15 protein-coding genes are annotated in these 15,071 nt (G+C 60.9%); 5 read left to right on the forward strand and 10 right to left on the reverse strand.

Annotation, left to right across the window (positions count from 1 at the left end; all coding sequences use genetic code 11):
* Complete coding sequence (locus IV89_RS14325) at positions 1 to 909, forward strand: sulfite exporter TauE/SafE family protein (protein WP_037943275.1); 909 nt, start codon at positions 1 to 3, stop codon at positions 907 to 909.
* The gene (locus IV89_RS14330) at positions 906 to 1,676 is read left to right on the forward strand and encodes a TIGR02186 family protein (RefSeq protein WP_005851546.1); all 771 of its coding nucleotides are present in this window, start codon (positions 906 to 908) and stop codon (positions 1,674 to 1,676) included. Before IV89_RS14325 ends, IV89_RS14330 begins: the two co-directional genes overlap by 4 nt.
* Here IV89_RS14330 and IV89_RS14335 read toward each other — a convergent pair.
* From IV89_RS14335 to IV89_RS14345, 3 genes are all read right to left on the reverse strand, one after another.
* On the reverse strand, positions 1,673 to 3,208 hold the full coding sequence (locus IV89_RS14335) for an AAA family ATPase (RefSeq protein WP_009826060.1): 1,536 nt from the start codon (positions 3,206 to 3,208) through the stop codon (positions 1,673 to 1,675). The genes IV89_RS14330 and IV89_RS14335 overlap by 4 nt on opposite strands.
* A gap of 178 nt (positions 3,209 to 3,386) precedes the next feature.
* Positions 3,387 to 4,667 (reverse strand): crotonyl-CoA carboxylase/reductase, encoded by a 1,281-nt coding sequence (gene ccrA / locus IV89_RS14340; protein ID WP_009826059.1) that lies wholly within the window; start codon positions 4,665 to 4,667, stop codon positions 3,387 to 3,389.
* A gap of 164 nt (positions 4,668 to 4,831) precedes the next feature.
* Positions 4,832 to 6,178, reverse strand: a complete 1,347-nt coding sequence (locus tag IV89_RS14345; protein WP_037943274.1) for a 1-acyl-sn-glycerol-3-phosphate acyltransferase — start codon at positions 6,176 to 6,178, stop codon at positions 4,832 to 4,834.
* A 109-nt stretch (positions 6,179 to 6,287) separates the two neighbouring features.
* On the opposite strand from IV89_RS14345, the gene IV89_RS14350 reads away from it, so the two are divergent.
* The 3 genes from IV89_RS14350 to deoD all read left to right on the forward strand — a co-directional run bounded on the left by IV89_RS14350 (position 6,288) and on the right by deoD (position 9,544).
* Positions 6,288 to 8,351 (forward strand): protein meaA, encoded by a 2,064-nt coding sequence (locus IV89_RS14350; RefSeq protein ID WP_081858770.1) that lies wholly within the window; start codon positions 6,288 to 6,290, stop codon positions 8,349 to 8,351.
* 85 nt (positions 8,352 to 8,436) lie between these two features.
* Positions 8,437 to 8,751, forward strand: coding sequence for an H-NS histone family protein (locus IV89_RS14355; RefSeq protein ID WP_005851537.1), 315 nt, complete (start codon positions 8,437 to 8,439; stop codon positions 8,749 to 8,751).
* 82 nt (positions 8,752 to 8,833) lie between these two features.
* The gene (gene deoD / locus IV89_RS14360) at positions 8,834 to 9,544 is read left to right on the forward strand and encodes a purine-nucleoside phosphorylase (RefSeq protein WP_005851536.1); all 711 of its coding nucleotides are present in this window, start codon (positions 8,834 to 8,836) and stop codon (positions 9,542 to 9,544) included.
* A gap of 79 nt (positions 9,545 to 9,623) precedes the next feature.
* Here the strand turns inward: deoD and IV89_RS14365 are convergent, their stop codons facing one another.
* The 7 genes from IV89_RS14365 to sdhD all read right to left on the reverse strand — a co-directional run bounded on the left by IV89_RS14365 (position 9,624) and on the right by sdhD (position 15,069).
* Positions 9,624 to 10,466 carry a DUF1989 domain-containing protein gene (locus IV89_RS14365; RefSeq protein ID WP_037943269.1) on the reverse strand — a complete coding sequence of 281 codons (843 nt, stop codon included), beginning with the start codon at positions 10,464 to 10,466 and terminating at the stop codon, positions 9,624 to 9,626.
* A 51-nt stretch (positions 10,467 to 10,517) separates the two neighbouring features.
* A complete protein-coding gene (locus IV89_RS14370) occupies positions 10,518 to 10,733 on the reverse strand; it encodes a hypothetical protein (RefSeq protein ID WP_037943268.1) in 216 nt (71 codons plus the stop codon).
* A gap of 61 nt (positions 10,734 to 10,794) precedes the next feature.
* Positions 10,795 to 11,574 carry a succinate dehydrogenase iron-sulfur subunit gene (locus IV89_RS14375; protein ID WP_037943266.1) on the reverse strand — a complete coding sequence of 260 codons (780 nt, stop codon included), beginning with the start codon at positions 11,572 to 11,574 and terminating at the stop codon, positions 10,795 to 10,797.
* A gap of 53 nt (positions 11,575 to 11,627) precedes the next feature.
* Positions 11,628 to 12,443, reverse strand: coding sequence for an FkbM family methyltransferase (locus IV89_RS14380; protein WP_037943264.1), 816 nt, complete (start codon positions 12,441 to 12,443; stop codon positions 11,628 to 11,630).
* Positions 12,443 to 12,778, reverse strand: coding sequence for a hypothetical protein (locus IV89_RS14385; protein ID WP_005851528.1), 336 nt, complete (start codon positions 12,776 to 12,778; stop codon positions 12,443 to 12,445). Before IV89_RS14385 ends, IV89_RS14380 begins: the two co-directional genes overlap by 1 nt.
* An 82-nt stretch (positions 12,779 to 12,860) precedes the next feature.
* A complete protein-coding gene (sdhA, locus tag IV89_RS14390) occupies positions 12,861 to 14,666 on the reverse strand; it encodes a succinate dehydrogenase flavoprotein subunit (RefSeq protein WP_005851527.1) in 1,806 nt (601 codons plus the stop codon).
* Between the two features lie 31 nt (positions 14,667 to 14,697).
* Positions 14,698 to 15,069 carry a succinate dehydrogenase, hydrophobic membrane anchor protein gene (gene sdhD / locus IV89_RS14395; RefSeq protein ID WP_037943262.1) on the reverse strand — a complete coding sequence of 124 codons (372 nt, stop codon included), beginning with the start codon at positions 15,067 to 15,069 and terminating at the stop codon, positions 14,698 to 14,700.
* Positions 15,070 to 15,071: the final 2 nt, after the last annotated feature.

A 15,071-nucleotide genomic window follows, 5' to 3' on the forward strand; every position in this document is an offset into this window, starting at 1 on the left:
ATGCAAATTTACCTGCCCATTGCCGAGCTGTCGGTCAACGCGTTCCTCCTTTTGGGGTTGGGCGGTATCGTGGGCGTTCTATCCGGCATGTTCGGCGTCGGGGGCGGATTTCTGATCACGCCGCTGCTGTTCTTCATCGGCATCCCCCCTGCGGTGGCTGTGGCGACCGGCGCGAACCAGATCGTTGCCTCCTCCTTCTCGGCGCTGCTGGTGCATCTGAAACGCAAGACGGTGGATCTGCGCATGGGCAGCGTGCTGCTGGCGGGCGGGCTGGTCGGGGCCGCGGCGGGCGTCACCATCTTCAACTACCTCAAATCGCTGGGTCAGGTCGATCTGCTGGTCAACCTGTGCTATGTCGTTTTCCTTGGCATCATCGGTGGGCTGATGCTGATTGAATCGCTGAATGCGATGTACAAGACCCGCAGCGGCAAACGCCCCCCGCGCAAGAAACACACGTGGATCCAGAAGCTGCCGTTCAAGATGCGCTTTCGGGTCACGGGGCTTTATATCTCGGTCATCCCACCGCTGCTGGTCGGGGCGTTTGTTGGGCTTTTGGCCGCGATCATGGGCGTGGGCGGCGGCTTTATCATGGTGCCGGCGATGATCTATCTGCTGGGGATGCCGACCAAGGTGGTTGTCGGGACCTCACTGTTCCAGATCATCTTTGTGGCTGCGTTTACCACGATGCTGCACGCCACCACCAACTATACCGTCGACATCATACTGGCCGTGCTGCTGCTGATCGGCGGGGTGATCGGCGCACAGTTCGGGACCAGCCTTGGCACCAAGCTCAAGGCGGAACAGCTGCGGATCCTGCTTGCACTTCTGGTGCTGGTCGTCTGCGGCAAGCTGGCGCTGGAACTGTTGCTGCAGCCGGCAGAGCTTTATTCCGTCGGGTTCACATCATGATCCGTCTGCGTGCCCTTTTGGTGGCGGCGCTGGCCTGCCTGTCTTTCTCCGCCACCGCGGATGAGGCGATTGTGCTGGGCCTGAACCAAAGCGAAGTCTCTATCTCCACCAATTTCAACGGGTCCGAGATCATCATCTTCGGGGCCGTCAAACGCGAGACCCCGATCCCCGAAGGCCCCGAGCTTGAGGTCGTGGTGACCGTGTCCGGCCCGTCGGCCCCCGTCACGGTGCGGCGCAAGGAAAAGACCTTTGGCATCTGGGTGAACACCGCCGCCGTAGAGGTAGACCGCGCCCCCAGCTTCTATGCCGTCGCCACCAGTGGCCCCTTGCAGGACGTGCTGAACCGCACCGAGGACCTGCGCTATAAAATCTCTGTCCCGCGGGCGATCCGGTCGGTCGGTGCGCCGATGAATATCGAGGATTCCGCCGCCTTCTCGGACGCACTGGTGCGCATCCGCAGCAAGGCGAACCAGTACCAACTGGACGAGGAAGGCGTGACCGTGGACGAACAGACCCTGTTCCGCGCGACGGTGCAGCTGCCCGCCTCCTTGATCGAAGGCGATTACAACACCCGCATTTTCCTGACCCGTGGCGGGTCCGTCGTGGCGCAATACGGGACGTTGATCGACGTTCGCAAGGTCGGGCTGGAACGCTGGCTTTTCAACCTGTCGCGCGAAAATGCGCTGGTCTACGGGCTGCTATCGCTGGCGATTGCCATCGCGGCGGGCTGGGGGGCCTCTAGCCTTTTTGCGGCGCTGCGCCGCTAGGCCGGATCATCTGTCTGGGCCTCAAGGCTCAGCGGGGCGGCAGGGGCCGCGCGCAGATCATCCACCCGCAGCATTCCGGACGGTTTTGACAGGCGGTTGCGCACGACCCAGATCAGCCGCTCTTGCGCGCGGGTGATCGCCACATAGGCTAGCCGCTTCCACAGCGGTTGCCCCGCCTCTGACCGGCCCATCCGCGCCGCTGCATAAAGGTCGGGCGCAAAGACCTGCACCGTGTCCCACTGGCTGCCCTGCGCCTTATGGATCGTCACCGCCGCCCCATGCAAAAACGTCGCCCCCATGCGCGCGGCAAAAGGGATGAAGGGTTCTTCCTCGTCCGGTTTTTCGATCTTCACGATCGACGCGGCAGAGATTTGCGGGTCTTCCGCGCCCATCACATGCAGGCGGCTAAAGCCCGGCTTGCGCCCTGCCCCCAGATAAACGACCTGCGCGCCCTTGATCAGGCCGCGCGCTTCAAGGTCGAGCCGTTTCTTGCGGTGTTTCAACGGCAGCTCGATCCCGTCGCAGATCAGCGGCTCCCCCTCCAGCAGCGCGTCTTCGGGCGCGCCATAGACCGACCGGAAAGCGTTGATCAGCCGGATGCGCGTGGCATTGCGCCAGACCAGCACAGGCGACCGCGCCATCAAGTCCACTTCTACCCGCTGGCCCCAGACGACACGGTCGTCCTTCTTTGACGCGTCTTCGACCATACGCTCGAACTGTTCAAAGCTCAGGTCAGGGTCGGCAAGCGCATGGGCCAGATCAAGGATCGGGTTGTCGGCCTGCTGCCGGTGAATTCGGCTAAGGTTCAGCACCCGTTCCTTGGGCAGCTTTTCAAACACCATCGTGCCCGACTGCCCCACCGGGGCCAACTGCGCCGGATCGCCAAACAGCAGCAACGTCGGGAAGATCTCTTTCAGATCCTCGAACTGTTTGTCGTCCAGCATCGAACTTTCATCGACAAACCCGATATCCAGCGGTTCCTCGCGACGCTTCCATCCGGTGATGAAATCGCTGCCGCGCAGACCCGCAGCGGCCAAGGCACCGGGAATGGATTTGTTGTTCTCGTAGAACGCGAAGGCGCGGTCCAGCGAGACTTCGTTCATCCCCTCGATCACCGGGCGTTCACCGCTGCCCGCCAGCCATTCCGCGATGCGTTCGTATTCGGGGTCATAGACCGGCGTATAGAGGATGCGGTGGATCGTCGTCGCGGGCACACCGCGCAGCCGCAGGACCGATGCCGCCTTGTTGGTGGGTGCCAGAATGGCAAGAGTGCGCTTGTCTTTCTTCTTGCGCTCGTAATCGCCCGAAACGATGTCGACGCCGGCATTTTCCAGCGCCTTGTACAATTCTGCCAGCAGCAGTGTTTTGCCCGACCCCGCCTTGCCGGTCACCGCCAGCACTTGGTCCGCCCCGCCCGCAGGGGGCATCAGCAGATTGTCATCCAGATCGATGCCCGCATGGCGCAACATCTCGGTCACGCTGTCAAAGGCAGCCGCCTGATCGGCGGAATAGGTAAGGGCAGGTACTGTCATGGCGCGACCCTAATTCAGCGCGGCACCGGGGGCCAGATGGCATCGCCGCTATTCGCGCAATCAGCCCGTGCCAAACCGCCGCGTGATGCCAAATACGACAACACCCGCGCACCGATGGATTGGTGCGCGGGTGTCTGGTCAGCCGGTTGTCAGCACCCCCTGAACGGGGGCCACCGACTTATTTCTTCGCGTCCAGCGCGTCTTCGAGCGTGCGCAGGCCGGTCTTGGGCGATTGCACCAGTACCGACATGTTGCCCGGCTTATGCTCGTTCGCCATCATCTTCATATGCGCGTCGGGCAGATCGGCCCAGGTGAACACTTCGGACATGCACGGATCAAGACGGCGCTCCACCATCAGTTTGTTGGCGGCGGACGCCTGCTTGAGGTGGGCAAAGTGGCTGCCCTGCAAACGCTTCTGGTGCATCCACATATAGCGCACGTCGAACGTCAGGTTGAAACCCGAAGTCCCCGCGCAGATTACGACCATGCCGCCCTTTTTGCAGACGAAGGTGGAAACAGGGAACGTCGCCTCGCCGGGGTGCTCAAACACCATGTCGACGTTCACGCCCTTGCCTGTAATCTCCCAAATCGCGGCACCGAACTTGCGCGCCTCTTTGAACCAAGCCGCATATTCGGGCGTGTTCACTGTGGGCATCTGGCCCCAGCAGTTGAAGTCCTTCCGGTTCAGAACGCCCTTGGCGCCCAGATCCATGACAAAGTCACGCTTGGATTCATCCGAGATCACACCAATCGCATTCGCGCCAGCGGTGTTGATCAGCTGGATCGCATAGGACCCCAGACCGCCCGAGGCGCCCCAGACCAGCACGTTCTGGCCCGGTTTCAGGTCATGAGGCTCGTGGCCGAACAGCATCCGGTAGGCCGTGGCCAGCGTCAGCGTGTAGCAAGCGGCCTCTTCCCATGTCAGGTGCTTGGGGCGTGGCATCAGCTGCTGCGCCTGCACATTGGTGAACTGGGCGAAGGATCCGTCGGGGGTCTCGTAGCCCCAGATACGCTGGCTGGGGGAATACATCGGATCGCCGCCGTTGCACTCTTCGTCGTCGCCGTCATCCTGGTTGCAATGGATCACGACTTCGTCGCCGACCTTCCAGCGTTTTACCTTGTCGCCGACCGCCCAGACGATGCCCGACGCGTCAGAGCCCGCAATGTGGAAGGGCTGCTTGTGGCCGTCGAAGGGGCTGATGGGTTTGCCCAAGGCAGCCCAGACACCGTTATAGTTCACACCCGCCGCCATCACGAGGACAAGCACCTCGTGACTGTCGAGCGTCGGCACGTCCACGACCTCTTCGAGCATCGCGGTATTGGGGTTCCCGTGGCGTTCCTTGCGGATGGTCCATGCGTACATCTGCTTTGGAACGTAGCCCATCGGCGGGATTTCCCCGATCTCGTAAAGGTCTTTTTCCGGTGCGTCGTATTGCGCGATATTCGTGTCCAAGGCCATGTCGGTCTCCACAGTCAGAATAGGTTTGTGCCGCAGTGCAGAATCGCGGCGTCTACTGGTGGAATATGATCCTTCGCGCAACAATGCAACACCATTTGACCTGTAATTGTAATTTTATGACTTTGCAGTCGCAGCAATTTCGGCAGCAGTTTTGCTTGTGTGACCTATCTGTCAAAGAAATGGGCGATAGAGTTGGCGTAGAACCGCAAGGCGGGGCGTTGCCCGTCGGCGGGGGCATAGCCACGATCGGACGCCGTGATCATCCCGCGCTGCACCAGATGATCGCGTGCTCTGGCGACATTGGCGGCGAAGTCCTGCGCCACAACCGAAGCCTCGTCAGAGGCCCGCGCTGCCATGCCTTGCATTTCCTGTTCCAGCGCGACGCCATCCAGCGGCTTTTCCGCCAGCAACAGCACCCGCGCCAGCAAGGGCACGAACAACAGCGGCATCTCGTGTTCGATCCGCCCCATCAGATCCTGCGCCAGCCCGTCCACATTCGGCGCGTCGCCATAGTCGCGCAAATGCACCGGCGTGCCAAACACGACCACAGCCTCGCCGAAGCGCAGGAATTTGCCGCGCATACGCAGCCAGATCTTGCGAACAATGAATTTCAAGATGACCGTGATTTGCGCATCGAAGCGGCGCGTGCCTGCCGCGTCCGCAGCAATCAACACGCGGTCTTCCAGCACACGGTCATAGTTGATCGCCACCGGCACAAAGACGACATCGCGGTCTTTCAACTCTGCCTCAAGCACATAGCCAAGCAGACCCATCTTGGGCGGCATCAACTTGCCGTTCAGGCTCAGCCCGCCCTCGGGGAAAATCGCCTGGGTCACCCCGCCTTCGGTTGCCATCTGCACATAGCGGGCCAAGACCTTGCGATACAGCGCGCCGCGCGACTTGCGCCGGATGAAATACGCCCCCATCGACCGGATCAACCGGCTGAGCGGCCAGACACGCGCCCATTCCCCCACAGCGTAGCTGAGCGCCGACGCCTCCCCCGCGAGGTAGGTCACCAGCACGTAGTCCATGTTGCTACGGTGGTTCATCACAAAGATGACCGTGGCCTCTGACGGGATACCTTCGATCACCGCGCCGTTGCGCGATCCGGTGCGCACATCATACAGCGCATTCGCCAGAAACCGCGCCAGCCGGATGCCAAAGCTGAAATAGGCAAAGGCGCTAAAACTCGGGACGATCTCGCGGGCATAGCGGCGCGCCTGTTCGGAAGCGACGTTCTCGGGGATACCTTCGGCGCGCGCGTGATCCACAATCGCCTGACTGATCTGCGGGTCATAGATCAGCCGCTGGATCATATCGTGCCGCCGCGCCAGCTTGAACGGTTCAATCGGGCGGGTCAGCCGCGTGTTCAGCTGCGCGACAGCTTTCTCCAGCCGTCTGCGAAAGAACCACCGGACCGAGGGCAACAAAAAATGGCTAAGCGCGGTCACAGCCGCGAACAGCAGGATCACCGCGAAAAGCCAGACGGGAAGTTCAATCGTTTGCGTCATCGCCCAACCCTTGCAGGACCCGCGCTGTCTGGGCAACACAAAACAGTCAACCACACATAGGGCACCCCTAGGCAAGGCACACGCGACCGTAACGCAGCGGCTTTCACCCATGCCGCAATGCAGCGAATTGACAGCGCCTGATTATTTCACGTATCAATCGACCAGCGCAAGAATATTACCCATTCGATTCACGAAAGGCCGCCCCATGTCGCAACCGCAAAAAGACCGCCCCTGGCTGATCCGCACCTACGCCGGACACTCCACCGCCGAGGCATCCAATGCGCTGTATCGCGCGAACCTTTTGAAAGGGCAGACCGGCCTGTCGGTCGCCTTCGACCTGCCCACCCAGACCGGATATGACAGCGATCACATCCTGTCGCGCGGCGAAGTCGGCAAAGTGGGCGTGCCCGTGGCGCATCTGGGCGATATGCGCAGCCTGTTCAAGGATATCCCGCTTGAACAGATGAACACCTCGATGACGATCAACGCCACCGCGCCGTGGCTGCTGGCGCTGTATATTGCTGTGGCCGAGGAACAGGGCGCGGATGTGTCCAAGCTGCAAGGCACCGTGCAGAACGACCTGATCAAGGAATACCTGTCGCGTGGCACCTATATCTGCCCGCCTGCCCCGTCTCTCAAGATGATCGCGGATGTGGCCGAGTATTGCTATACCAACGTGCCCAAGTGGAACCCGATGAACGTCTGTTCCTACCACCTGCAAGAGGCCGGTGCCACGCCCGAGCAAGAGCTGGCCTTTGCCCTTGCCACCGCCACCGCCGTACTGGACGCCTTGCGCCCCCGCGTCCCCGAAGAGGACTTCCCCATGCTGGTGGGGCGGATCTCTTTCTTTGTGAACGCGGGCATCCGCTTTGTCACCGAGATGTGCAAGATGCGCGCCTTTGGCGACCTTTGGGACGAAATCTGCCGCGACCGCTATGGCGTTGAAGACCCGAAATATCGCCGCTTCCGCTATGGGGTGCAGGTGAACTCGCTCGGGCTGACCGAACAGCAGCCCGAAAATAACGTCTACCGCATCCTGATCGAGATGCTGGCGGTGACCCTGTCAAAGAACGCCCGCGCCCGCGCCGTGCAGCTGCCCGCGTGGAACGAAGCGCTTGGCCTGCCGCGCCCGTGGGACCAGCAATGGTCGATGCGGATGCAGCAGATCATGGCCTACGAGACCGACCTGCTGGAGTTTGACGACCTGTTCGATGGCAACCCCGCCGTGGACCGCAAGGTCGAAGCGCTGAAAGAGGGCGCACGGGCCGAGCTGGCGAACCTTGACGATATGGGCGGCGCGATTTCGGCGATTGACTATATGAAGTCGCGTCTGGTCGAAAGCAACGCGGACCGTCTGGGTCGGATCGAGGCCGGCGAGACCATCGTCGTGGGCGTGAATAAATGGCAACAGGGCGAACCCTCGCCGCTGATGACGGGCGATGGCGGCATCATGGTCGTGGACCCCGCGGTCGAGGCCGACCAGATCAACCGTCTGAACGCATGGCGCGACAGCCGTGATCAGGCCGCCGTGGACAAGGCGCTGGCCGATCTGCGCGCCGCCGCTGCCGAAGGGCGCAATGTAATGGAGCCCTCTATCGCCGCCGCCAAGGCGGGGGTTACCACCGGCGAATGGGCCGAACAGATGCGCAGCGTGCACGGTGAATACCGTGGGCCAACAGGCGTTGCTTCTGGCCGGTCAAACAAGACCGAGGGGCTGGACGACCTGCGCGACGCCGTGGACGCCGTCAGCAGCCGCCTGGGCCGCCGGCTGAGTTTCCTTGTCGGGAAACCGGGGCTCGACGGCCATTCGAACGGCGCGGAACAGATCGCCGTCCGCGCCCGCGATTGCGGCATGGAAATTGCCTATGAGGGTATTCGCCTGACGCCGTCGGAAATTGTTTCCGCCGCCGCTGTAGGGGAACATCACGTTGTCGGGCTTTCGATTCTTTCGGGATCACATATTCCATTGGTCGAGGATTTAATGAAACAAATGCGCGCCGCCGGATTGGATCACATTCCCGTAATCGTGGGTGGTATTATTCCAGAAGAAGACGCCAAAAGATTGCGCGCTATGGGAGTCGCCCGCGTTTACACGCCGAAAGACTTTGAATTGAATACAATTATGGCAGACATCGTCACACTCGCCGATCCCGAAACTGTGGCCGCCGAATAAAAAGCGGCCAATTCAAAAACTCTTTGTTTGTTCATTCTTTTGGCGTAAAGCATTAATTGGCTTTTCGACAAAGGAATGAACGAGAATGAGTATTGATCTAAGCACAATGTCCCACAAACAGCTGGAACAGCATTTGGAAGACGTGAAGATGGCGATTAAAAACGCATATGAACGCGACCGCGTAGAAGCCCGCAAAGCCGCTGAAAAAGCAGCCGCCGAATACGGGTTCTCGCTGGATGAAGTATCCGGCGGTGCGAAAAAGGGCAAAGCCGCGAAAGCTGCCGCGAAATACGCCAACCCAGAAGACCCCAGCCAGACATGGACCGGCAAGGGCCGCCAGCCCAACTGGTTCCGCGACCTGATCGCCAGCGGCACCGATCCGGAAACGTTGGAACTGTAAATCGGCCTGACCTGCGCACCGCGTGCGATTATTGCGTCCCCTCGGCGCATCCTCTTGGCTTTGGAAATATAAAGAGCATCCCATGACAATTCATATTGGCGCAAAACCCGGCGATATTGCCGAAACAGTCCTTATGCCCGGCGACCCGTATCGCGCGAAATGGGCTGCTGAAACATTCCTTAAAGATGCAAAACTTGTAAATGAAGTGCGCGGCATGCTGGGTTTCACCGGCACATGGAATGGCAACCGCGTCACTATTCAAGGCTCTGGCATGGGGATGCCCTCGCTGTCGATTTATGCCAATGAATTGATTTCCGAATACAACGCGCAAACCCTTATTCGGATTGGATCTTGTGGCGGGATGCAGCCGCAGGTTGGTATTCGCGATGTCATTATTGCCATGACCGCCACGACAATTACCTCGCCTTCTTCCGGTATCTTCCGCGAGATGAATTACGCCCCCTGCGCCGATTGGTCCCTGCTGCGTGCTGCCGTGGACGCGGCAGAGGCGAAAGGCACGAAAACCCATGTCGGCGGGATCTATTCTTCGGATGTCTTTTATGCCGAACGCCCCGATCTGGACGAGCAGATGACCCGCCACGGTATTCTGGGCGTCGAGATGGAAGCGGCAGAGCTTTATACCCTCGCCGCGCGTCACAAACGCCGTGCGCTGGCGGTGCTGACGGTCAGCGACCACCTGCAAACCGGCGAAGCGCTGCCCGCGGAAGAGCGCGAGAAATCCTTTGGCGATATGGTAGAAATCGCGCTACAGGCGGCTTTCCCCAACAGCTGATGCGCGATGATCCCCCGTCGGACGCTCCGCGGGGGATTTATATCCATTTGGAAGCACGGCCGGGCGCTATCCCGATCCCTTAGCCCCCGTGGCTGCGGTCGTAGCCGTTGGGAGGCGGGCTTTGCCACCCCTCAAGCGCGCCTTTGGCGGGGGCGAACACCTCTACCAGCAGCGGATAGCAGGCGGCAACGTCCGAGGAGTGTTTGGCGGAGCAATCCCCCCCCGGACAGGCGCTGAGCGCGCCAAGCAGGTCGATCTCGGCGAAAAACTCAAGGTAGTCGCCGGGGCGCACGGGGCTAGCCTTCATGAAATACTGGCCGGTGTCGCGGGTAAAGCCGGTGCACATAAAGACGTTCAGCACGTCATGCACGAAAGGCTCTGCCTCGGCGTAGGACATGCCCTGATGATCCGCCAAGGCCCGGATCAGGTTGGAGTGGCAGCAATGGTGGTATTGCCCGCCCGACAACAGTTGGTTGGTATAGGGATCACAGCGCGTGCCGATCACATCATGCACCGAGCCGCCGAAGGCATCCATGCCGTACCAGTCGAGCGTATCATGGGTCAGCGTCGCCATAGGGCGCAGCGTGGGAAAACTGCTCCACATGCGCTGTCCAGTGGTGATATGCGTGCCATGCAGCGCGCGGGTTTTGCCGGAGTAGAACCGCTCGGACAGATCATTTTGCGACCAGAGGTTCAGGTCACCGACCTGTGGCCCCTCGACCGAGGTGATCCGAAAAAAATGCCCCGCAGGCACGGTAAAGCAGCTTGCCTCCCGGGGGGCGACGGTGACCTCGTCCACTTTGGTCAGCGTTTCGCGCGCGCGCCCGTAAAGTGCCATGTCAGGCACGGGCAGCGTCTCGACGGGATAGCAGATCACGGGCGCAACAGCGCGGCGGGCGTCGGCATCATGGGGCGGTGTCATAGCGGAAACTCCTGACGGTTGGGTCCGATCCTGAGGCCATCGCGCACGGCGTCAGAGAGGCCGGCCGCCGACATTGGCCTTACAGTCGCGGGGGGCCGATTGGGTGGCGGTATAGGCCTCTGCTCCGCAGGCGACACAGTGGTAGAACTGCAGGCTGCCTTTGTCGCGGGTACTGTCCTTGCGCCAGCGGCATCCACGCACCCCCTTATCACGGTAGGCAAAATAGGCGACGATCGCAAAAGCGATGGCAAAGGCAATCAGGATCATAGGGAGCACATGTCACGCCCCCCGCGCCAATGGGCAGCGGGAGGCGCAGGTTGCGATGGGATCAAACGGTGCGTTCGACCATCATCTTCTTGATATTGGCGATGGCTGCGGCAGGGTTCAGGCCCTTGGGGCAGGTCTTGGCGCAGTTCATGATGGTGTGGCAGCGGTACAGTTTGAACGGGTCTTCCAGATCGTCCAGACGTTCGCCTGTGGCTTCATCGCGGCTGTCGATGATCCAGCGGTAGGCATGCAGCAATGCGGCTGGCCCGAGGTAGCGGTCGCCGTTCCACCAGTAGCTGGGGCAGGATGTCGAGCAGCAGGCGCACATGATGCACTCATAAAGCCCGTCAAGCTTGGCACGGTCGTCGATCGACTGTTTCCATTCTTTCGCGGGCTCTGCCGTCTTGGTTTCAAGCCACGGCTGGATGGAGGCGTGCTGCGCGTAGAAATGCGTAAGATCGGGGATCAGATCTTTGACCACGGGCATATGTGGCAACGGATAGATCTTCACCGCGCCTTTCACCTCGTCCACGCCATAGGTACAGGCCAGCGTGTTGATCCCGTCGATGTTCATCGCGCAGGATCCGCAGATGCCTTCGCGGCAGGACCGGCGGAAGGTCAGGGTCGGGTCGATCTCGTTCTTGATCTTGATCAGCGCGTCCAGAATCATCGGGCCGCAGGTGTCCATATCGACGAAATACGTGTCGATGGCCGGGTTCTTTCCGTCATCCGGATTCCAGCGATAGATCTGGAACTGCCGCAGGTTCTTGGCACCTTCGGGTTTGGGCCATGTTTTACCGGTCGTCATCCGGGAGTTCTTGGGGAGCGTGAGTTGAACCATATCGCTTCTCCTGGTCTGTCGGGCAGTTGCCCAGTTCGTTACAATTCTGGCGCTTACGTCTTTCGGATGTAAAGCGCATTTCCCTCGGCGCGCAGGGTTTGACGGTACCCGGCGGCCAGTATCTCTGCACAAAGGTCGCCGTCCCACTGATCCGCATGGCGGACCTCTATCAAGATCGCATCCGGCAGCCAGCCGCCGGATTTGCCCTGCGCGAGGATGGGGTTCAGCACGACCTCCTCGGCCCCTTCGACATCGATCTTGAGGATCGTGCCGTCATGGTGCCGTGCGGCGTGTGTAAAGGCGGACAGGGGCCGTGTGGGCACCAGCACGCCGCCGTTCTGTTGCTTGCCCTCGATCGGGAGCAGCGATGCCTGACCGTAATTGTGCCCGCGGAAGTTCAGCATCGCCTCCCCCTCGCGGTCGGACAGCGCGCAGCCTTCGATACGGACACGATCGGTCAGATTGTTCAGCGCGATGTTCATGCCAAGCCGGCCAATCATCAGCGGGTTGGGTTCGAATGCCACCACGCGCGACCCGTCGCCTGCGGCCATCGCCAGCGGGATCGAATAGGCCCCGCAGTTGGCACCGATGTCAAAGACCAGCATGTTGCGGTCTTCCACCAGTTCGACCAAAGCCACCAGCGATTTGATCTCGGGCGGGTATTCGTTCAGCCAAAGGCAGGTTTCGGTGTAGTTATCGCGCGGGTCCACCACCATGCGGATGTCAGCGAACTCCACCTGTGTGGGGCCAAGCTGCGCCTTGATGCGGGTGCGTTCGCTGGTGTCCCCGTCACGGAATTGCGCGCGCAGATCGGCCATATGGCCTGCATCCTTGCCCTGCGTATCCGGCGTGACGTTCGGGTGACCCATTAGCCCAGCAACCCCGGGACGCTGCCAGCGGAACGCGACAGGCATTGCACGGTTTCGGGGCGTGACAGTACCGCGCGCACGGTGGCGACGGTGGTGTCATCCACGCCGATCACGGCGGATTTGGCGAAAACGCGCACCTGAGCCGCATCGGCATTGTCGACGATACAATCGGTGAAGGGCGTGATCAGCTGCTTGGGCACCTGCGGAAAGCGCGTGGCAAGGGTTTCGGTAATGACCCCCTTGGTGCCTTCGCGGGCGATGCTGTCGACCTGCTGCGTTGCTTGCGCACAAGCGGACGCGGCCAAAATCATGGTCATAGCGATAAACTGTTTCATGTCGCCTGCCCTCCGCCTGCAGGACGAGGGCACGGCCCCCGGTTTGGTCCCCTGCCCCCAAAAGCGGAGGCAGGGTTTCAGATCAATAGACCCGTGCTTTGGGTGCGATCTTTTTCATGTCGATCCCGCCTTCGGATTCCTCGGTCAGCGGATCAAGGTGCACACCACGGTAGCTGAGCGTTGCCGCGTTCCCGTCGAAATACGCGAGGCTGTGCTTGCGCCAGTTCTCGTCGTCGCGATCAGGGTAATCTTCGTGGGCATGCGCCCCGCGGCTTTCCTTGCGGGCGGCAGCGGCGGTGATTGTGGCCACAGCGTTCGGCATCAGGTTGGTCAGCTCAAGCGTTTCCATCAGGTCAGAGTTCCAGACCAGCGATGTGTCGGTCACGTGCAGGTCAGCGATCTTGCCGGCGACCTCGTCCATCTTGACCTTGCCTTCGTTCAGCGTCTTGTCGGTACGGAAAACCGCAGCATCGGCCTGCATGGTTTTCTGCATTTCAAGCCGCAGCTCGGCGGTCGGGATCTGGCCCTTGGCATAGCGCAGGCTGTCGAAGCGTTCAAAGGCGGCATCGACCGATTTCTGGTTCGGCGTCGGTACGGGGGCCTCTGCGTCAACGACCTCTTTCGCGCGGATCGCGGCGGCACGGCCAAAGACCACAAGGTCAATGAGAGAGTTCGAACCCAAGCGGTTCGCCCCGTGTACCGAGGCACAGCCCGCTTCGCCCACGGCCATCAGGCCCGGTGCCACGCGGTCCGGCGCGTCTTCGGTCGGTGCCAGCACTTCGCCCCAATAGTTGGTGGGGATACCGCCCATGTTGTAGTGTACCGTCGGCAGAACCGGGATCGGTTCTTTGGTCAGGTCCACCCCTGCAAAGATGCGCGCGGATTCAGAGATACCGGGCAGACGCAGATCAAGCGTTTCCTTGGGCAGGTGGTTCAGGTGCAGGTGGATGTGGTCTTTGTTCTCGCCCACACCGCGGCCTTCGCGGATTTCCATCGTCATACAGCGCGAAACAACGTCACGGCTGGCAAGGTCTTTGTAGGTGGGGGCATACCGCTCCATAAAGCGTTCGCCTTCGGAGTTGGTCAGATAGCCGCCTTCGCCACGCGCGCCTTCGGTGATCAGACAGCCCGCGCCATAGATGCCGGTGGGGTGGAATTGCACGAATTCCATATCCTGCAAAGGCAGGCCCGCACGCGCCGCCATACCGCCGCCGTCGCCGGTGCAGGTATGCGCCGATGTCGCCGAGAAATAGGCACGGCCATAGCCACCTGTCGCCAGAACAACCATCTTGGCGCTGAACAGGTGCATGGTGCCGTCGTCCAGCTTCCAGCACAGCACACCCTGACACACGCCATCATCCGACATGATCAGATCAATGGCGAAATACTCGATGTAGAATTCCGCGTTATGCTTCAGCGACTGACCATAAAGCGTGTGCAGGATCGCGTGGCCGGTCCGGTCGGCGGCGGCACAGGTCCGCTGCACGGGGGGGCCTTCGCCGAATTCGGTGGTGTGGCCGCCGAAGGGACGCTGGTAGATCTTGCCCGCTTCGGTCCGCGAGAAAGGCACACCGTAGTGTTCAAGCTCGTACACCGCTTTTGGGGCTTCGCGTGCGAGGTATTCCATCGCATCGGTGTCACCCAGCCAGTCAGAGCCCTTGACCGTGTCATACATATGCCACTGCCAGTTATCGGGGCCCATGTTGGACAGCGACGCCGCGATACCGCCCTGCGCCGCAACCGTGTGCGAACGGGTCGGGAAAACTTTGGTCACGCAGGCTGTTTTCAGCCCTTGCTCTGCCATGCCAAGTGTCGCACGCAGGCCAGCGCCGCCAGCCCCCACGACAACGACATCATATTCATGCGTTTCATATTCATATGCAGCCATGTCTCGGTCTCCGGTATAGCGTAGGCGTGTGTTAAAGCGCGATGCGGGCGATGGCGAAAACGCCAATCGCGGCCGCACCATAGCTGAGGCAGGTCATCAGGATGATCGCAACCTTCTGCGACAGCCCGTGGACGTAATCCTCGATCAGCACTTGGACACCGTCGTTAAAATGTTTGAAGCCAACGATCAGCGTCAGGGCGGCGACGATCGCGGGGAAAGGCCTGCTGTAGTAGGCGATGATCTCTTCGTAGGTGCCCCCAAGGGCGGACCCGAAGGTAAAGACGAAAAGCGGGATCAGGATCAGCAGCGCAACAGAGCTGACTTTCATCGCCCAGAAATGTGCGGTGCCCGATTTGGCCGAGCCCATGCCCATAGCGCGTTTGCGGTCTGTCAAATAAGCCATGT

The sequence above is a fragment of the Sulfitobacter sp. CB2047 genome, assembly GCF_000735125.2.
Lineage (GTDB): Bacteria > Pseudomonadota > Alphaproteobacteria > Rhodobacterales > Rhodobacteraceae > Sulfitobacter > Sulfitobacter pontiacus.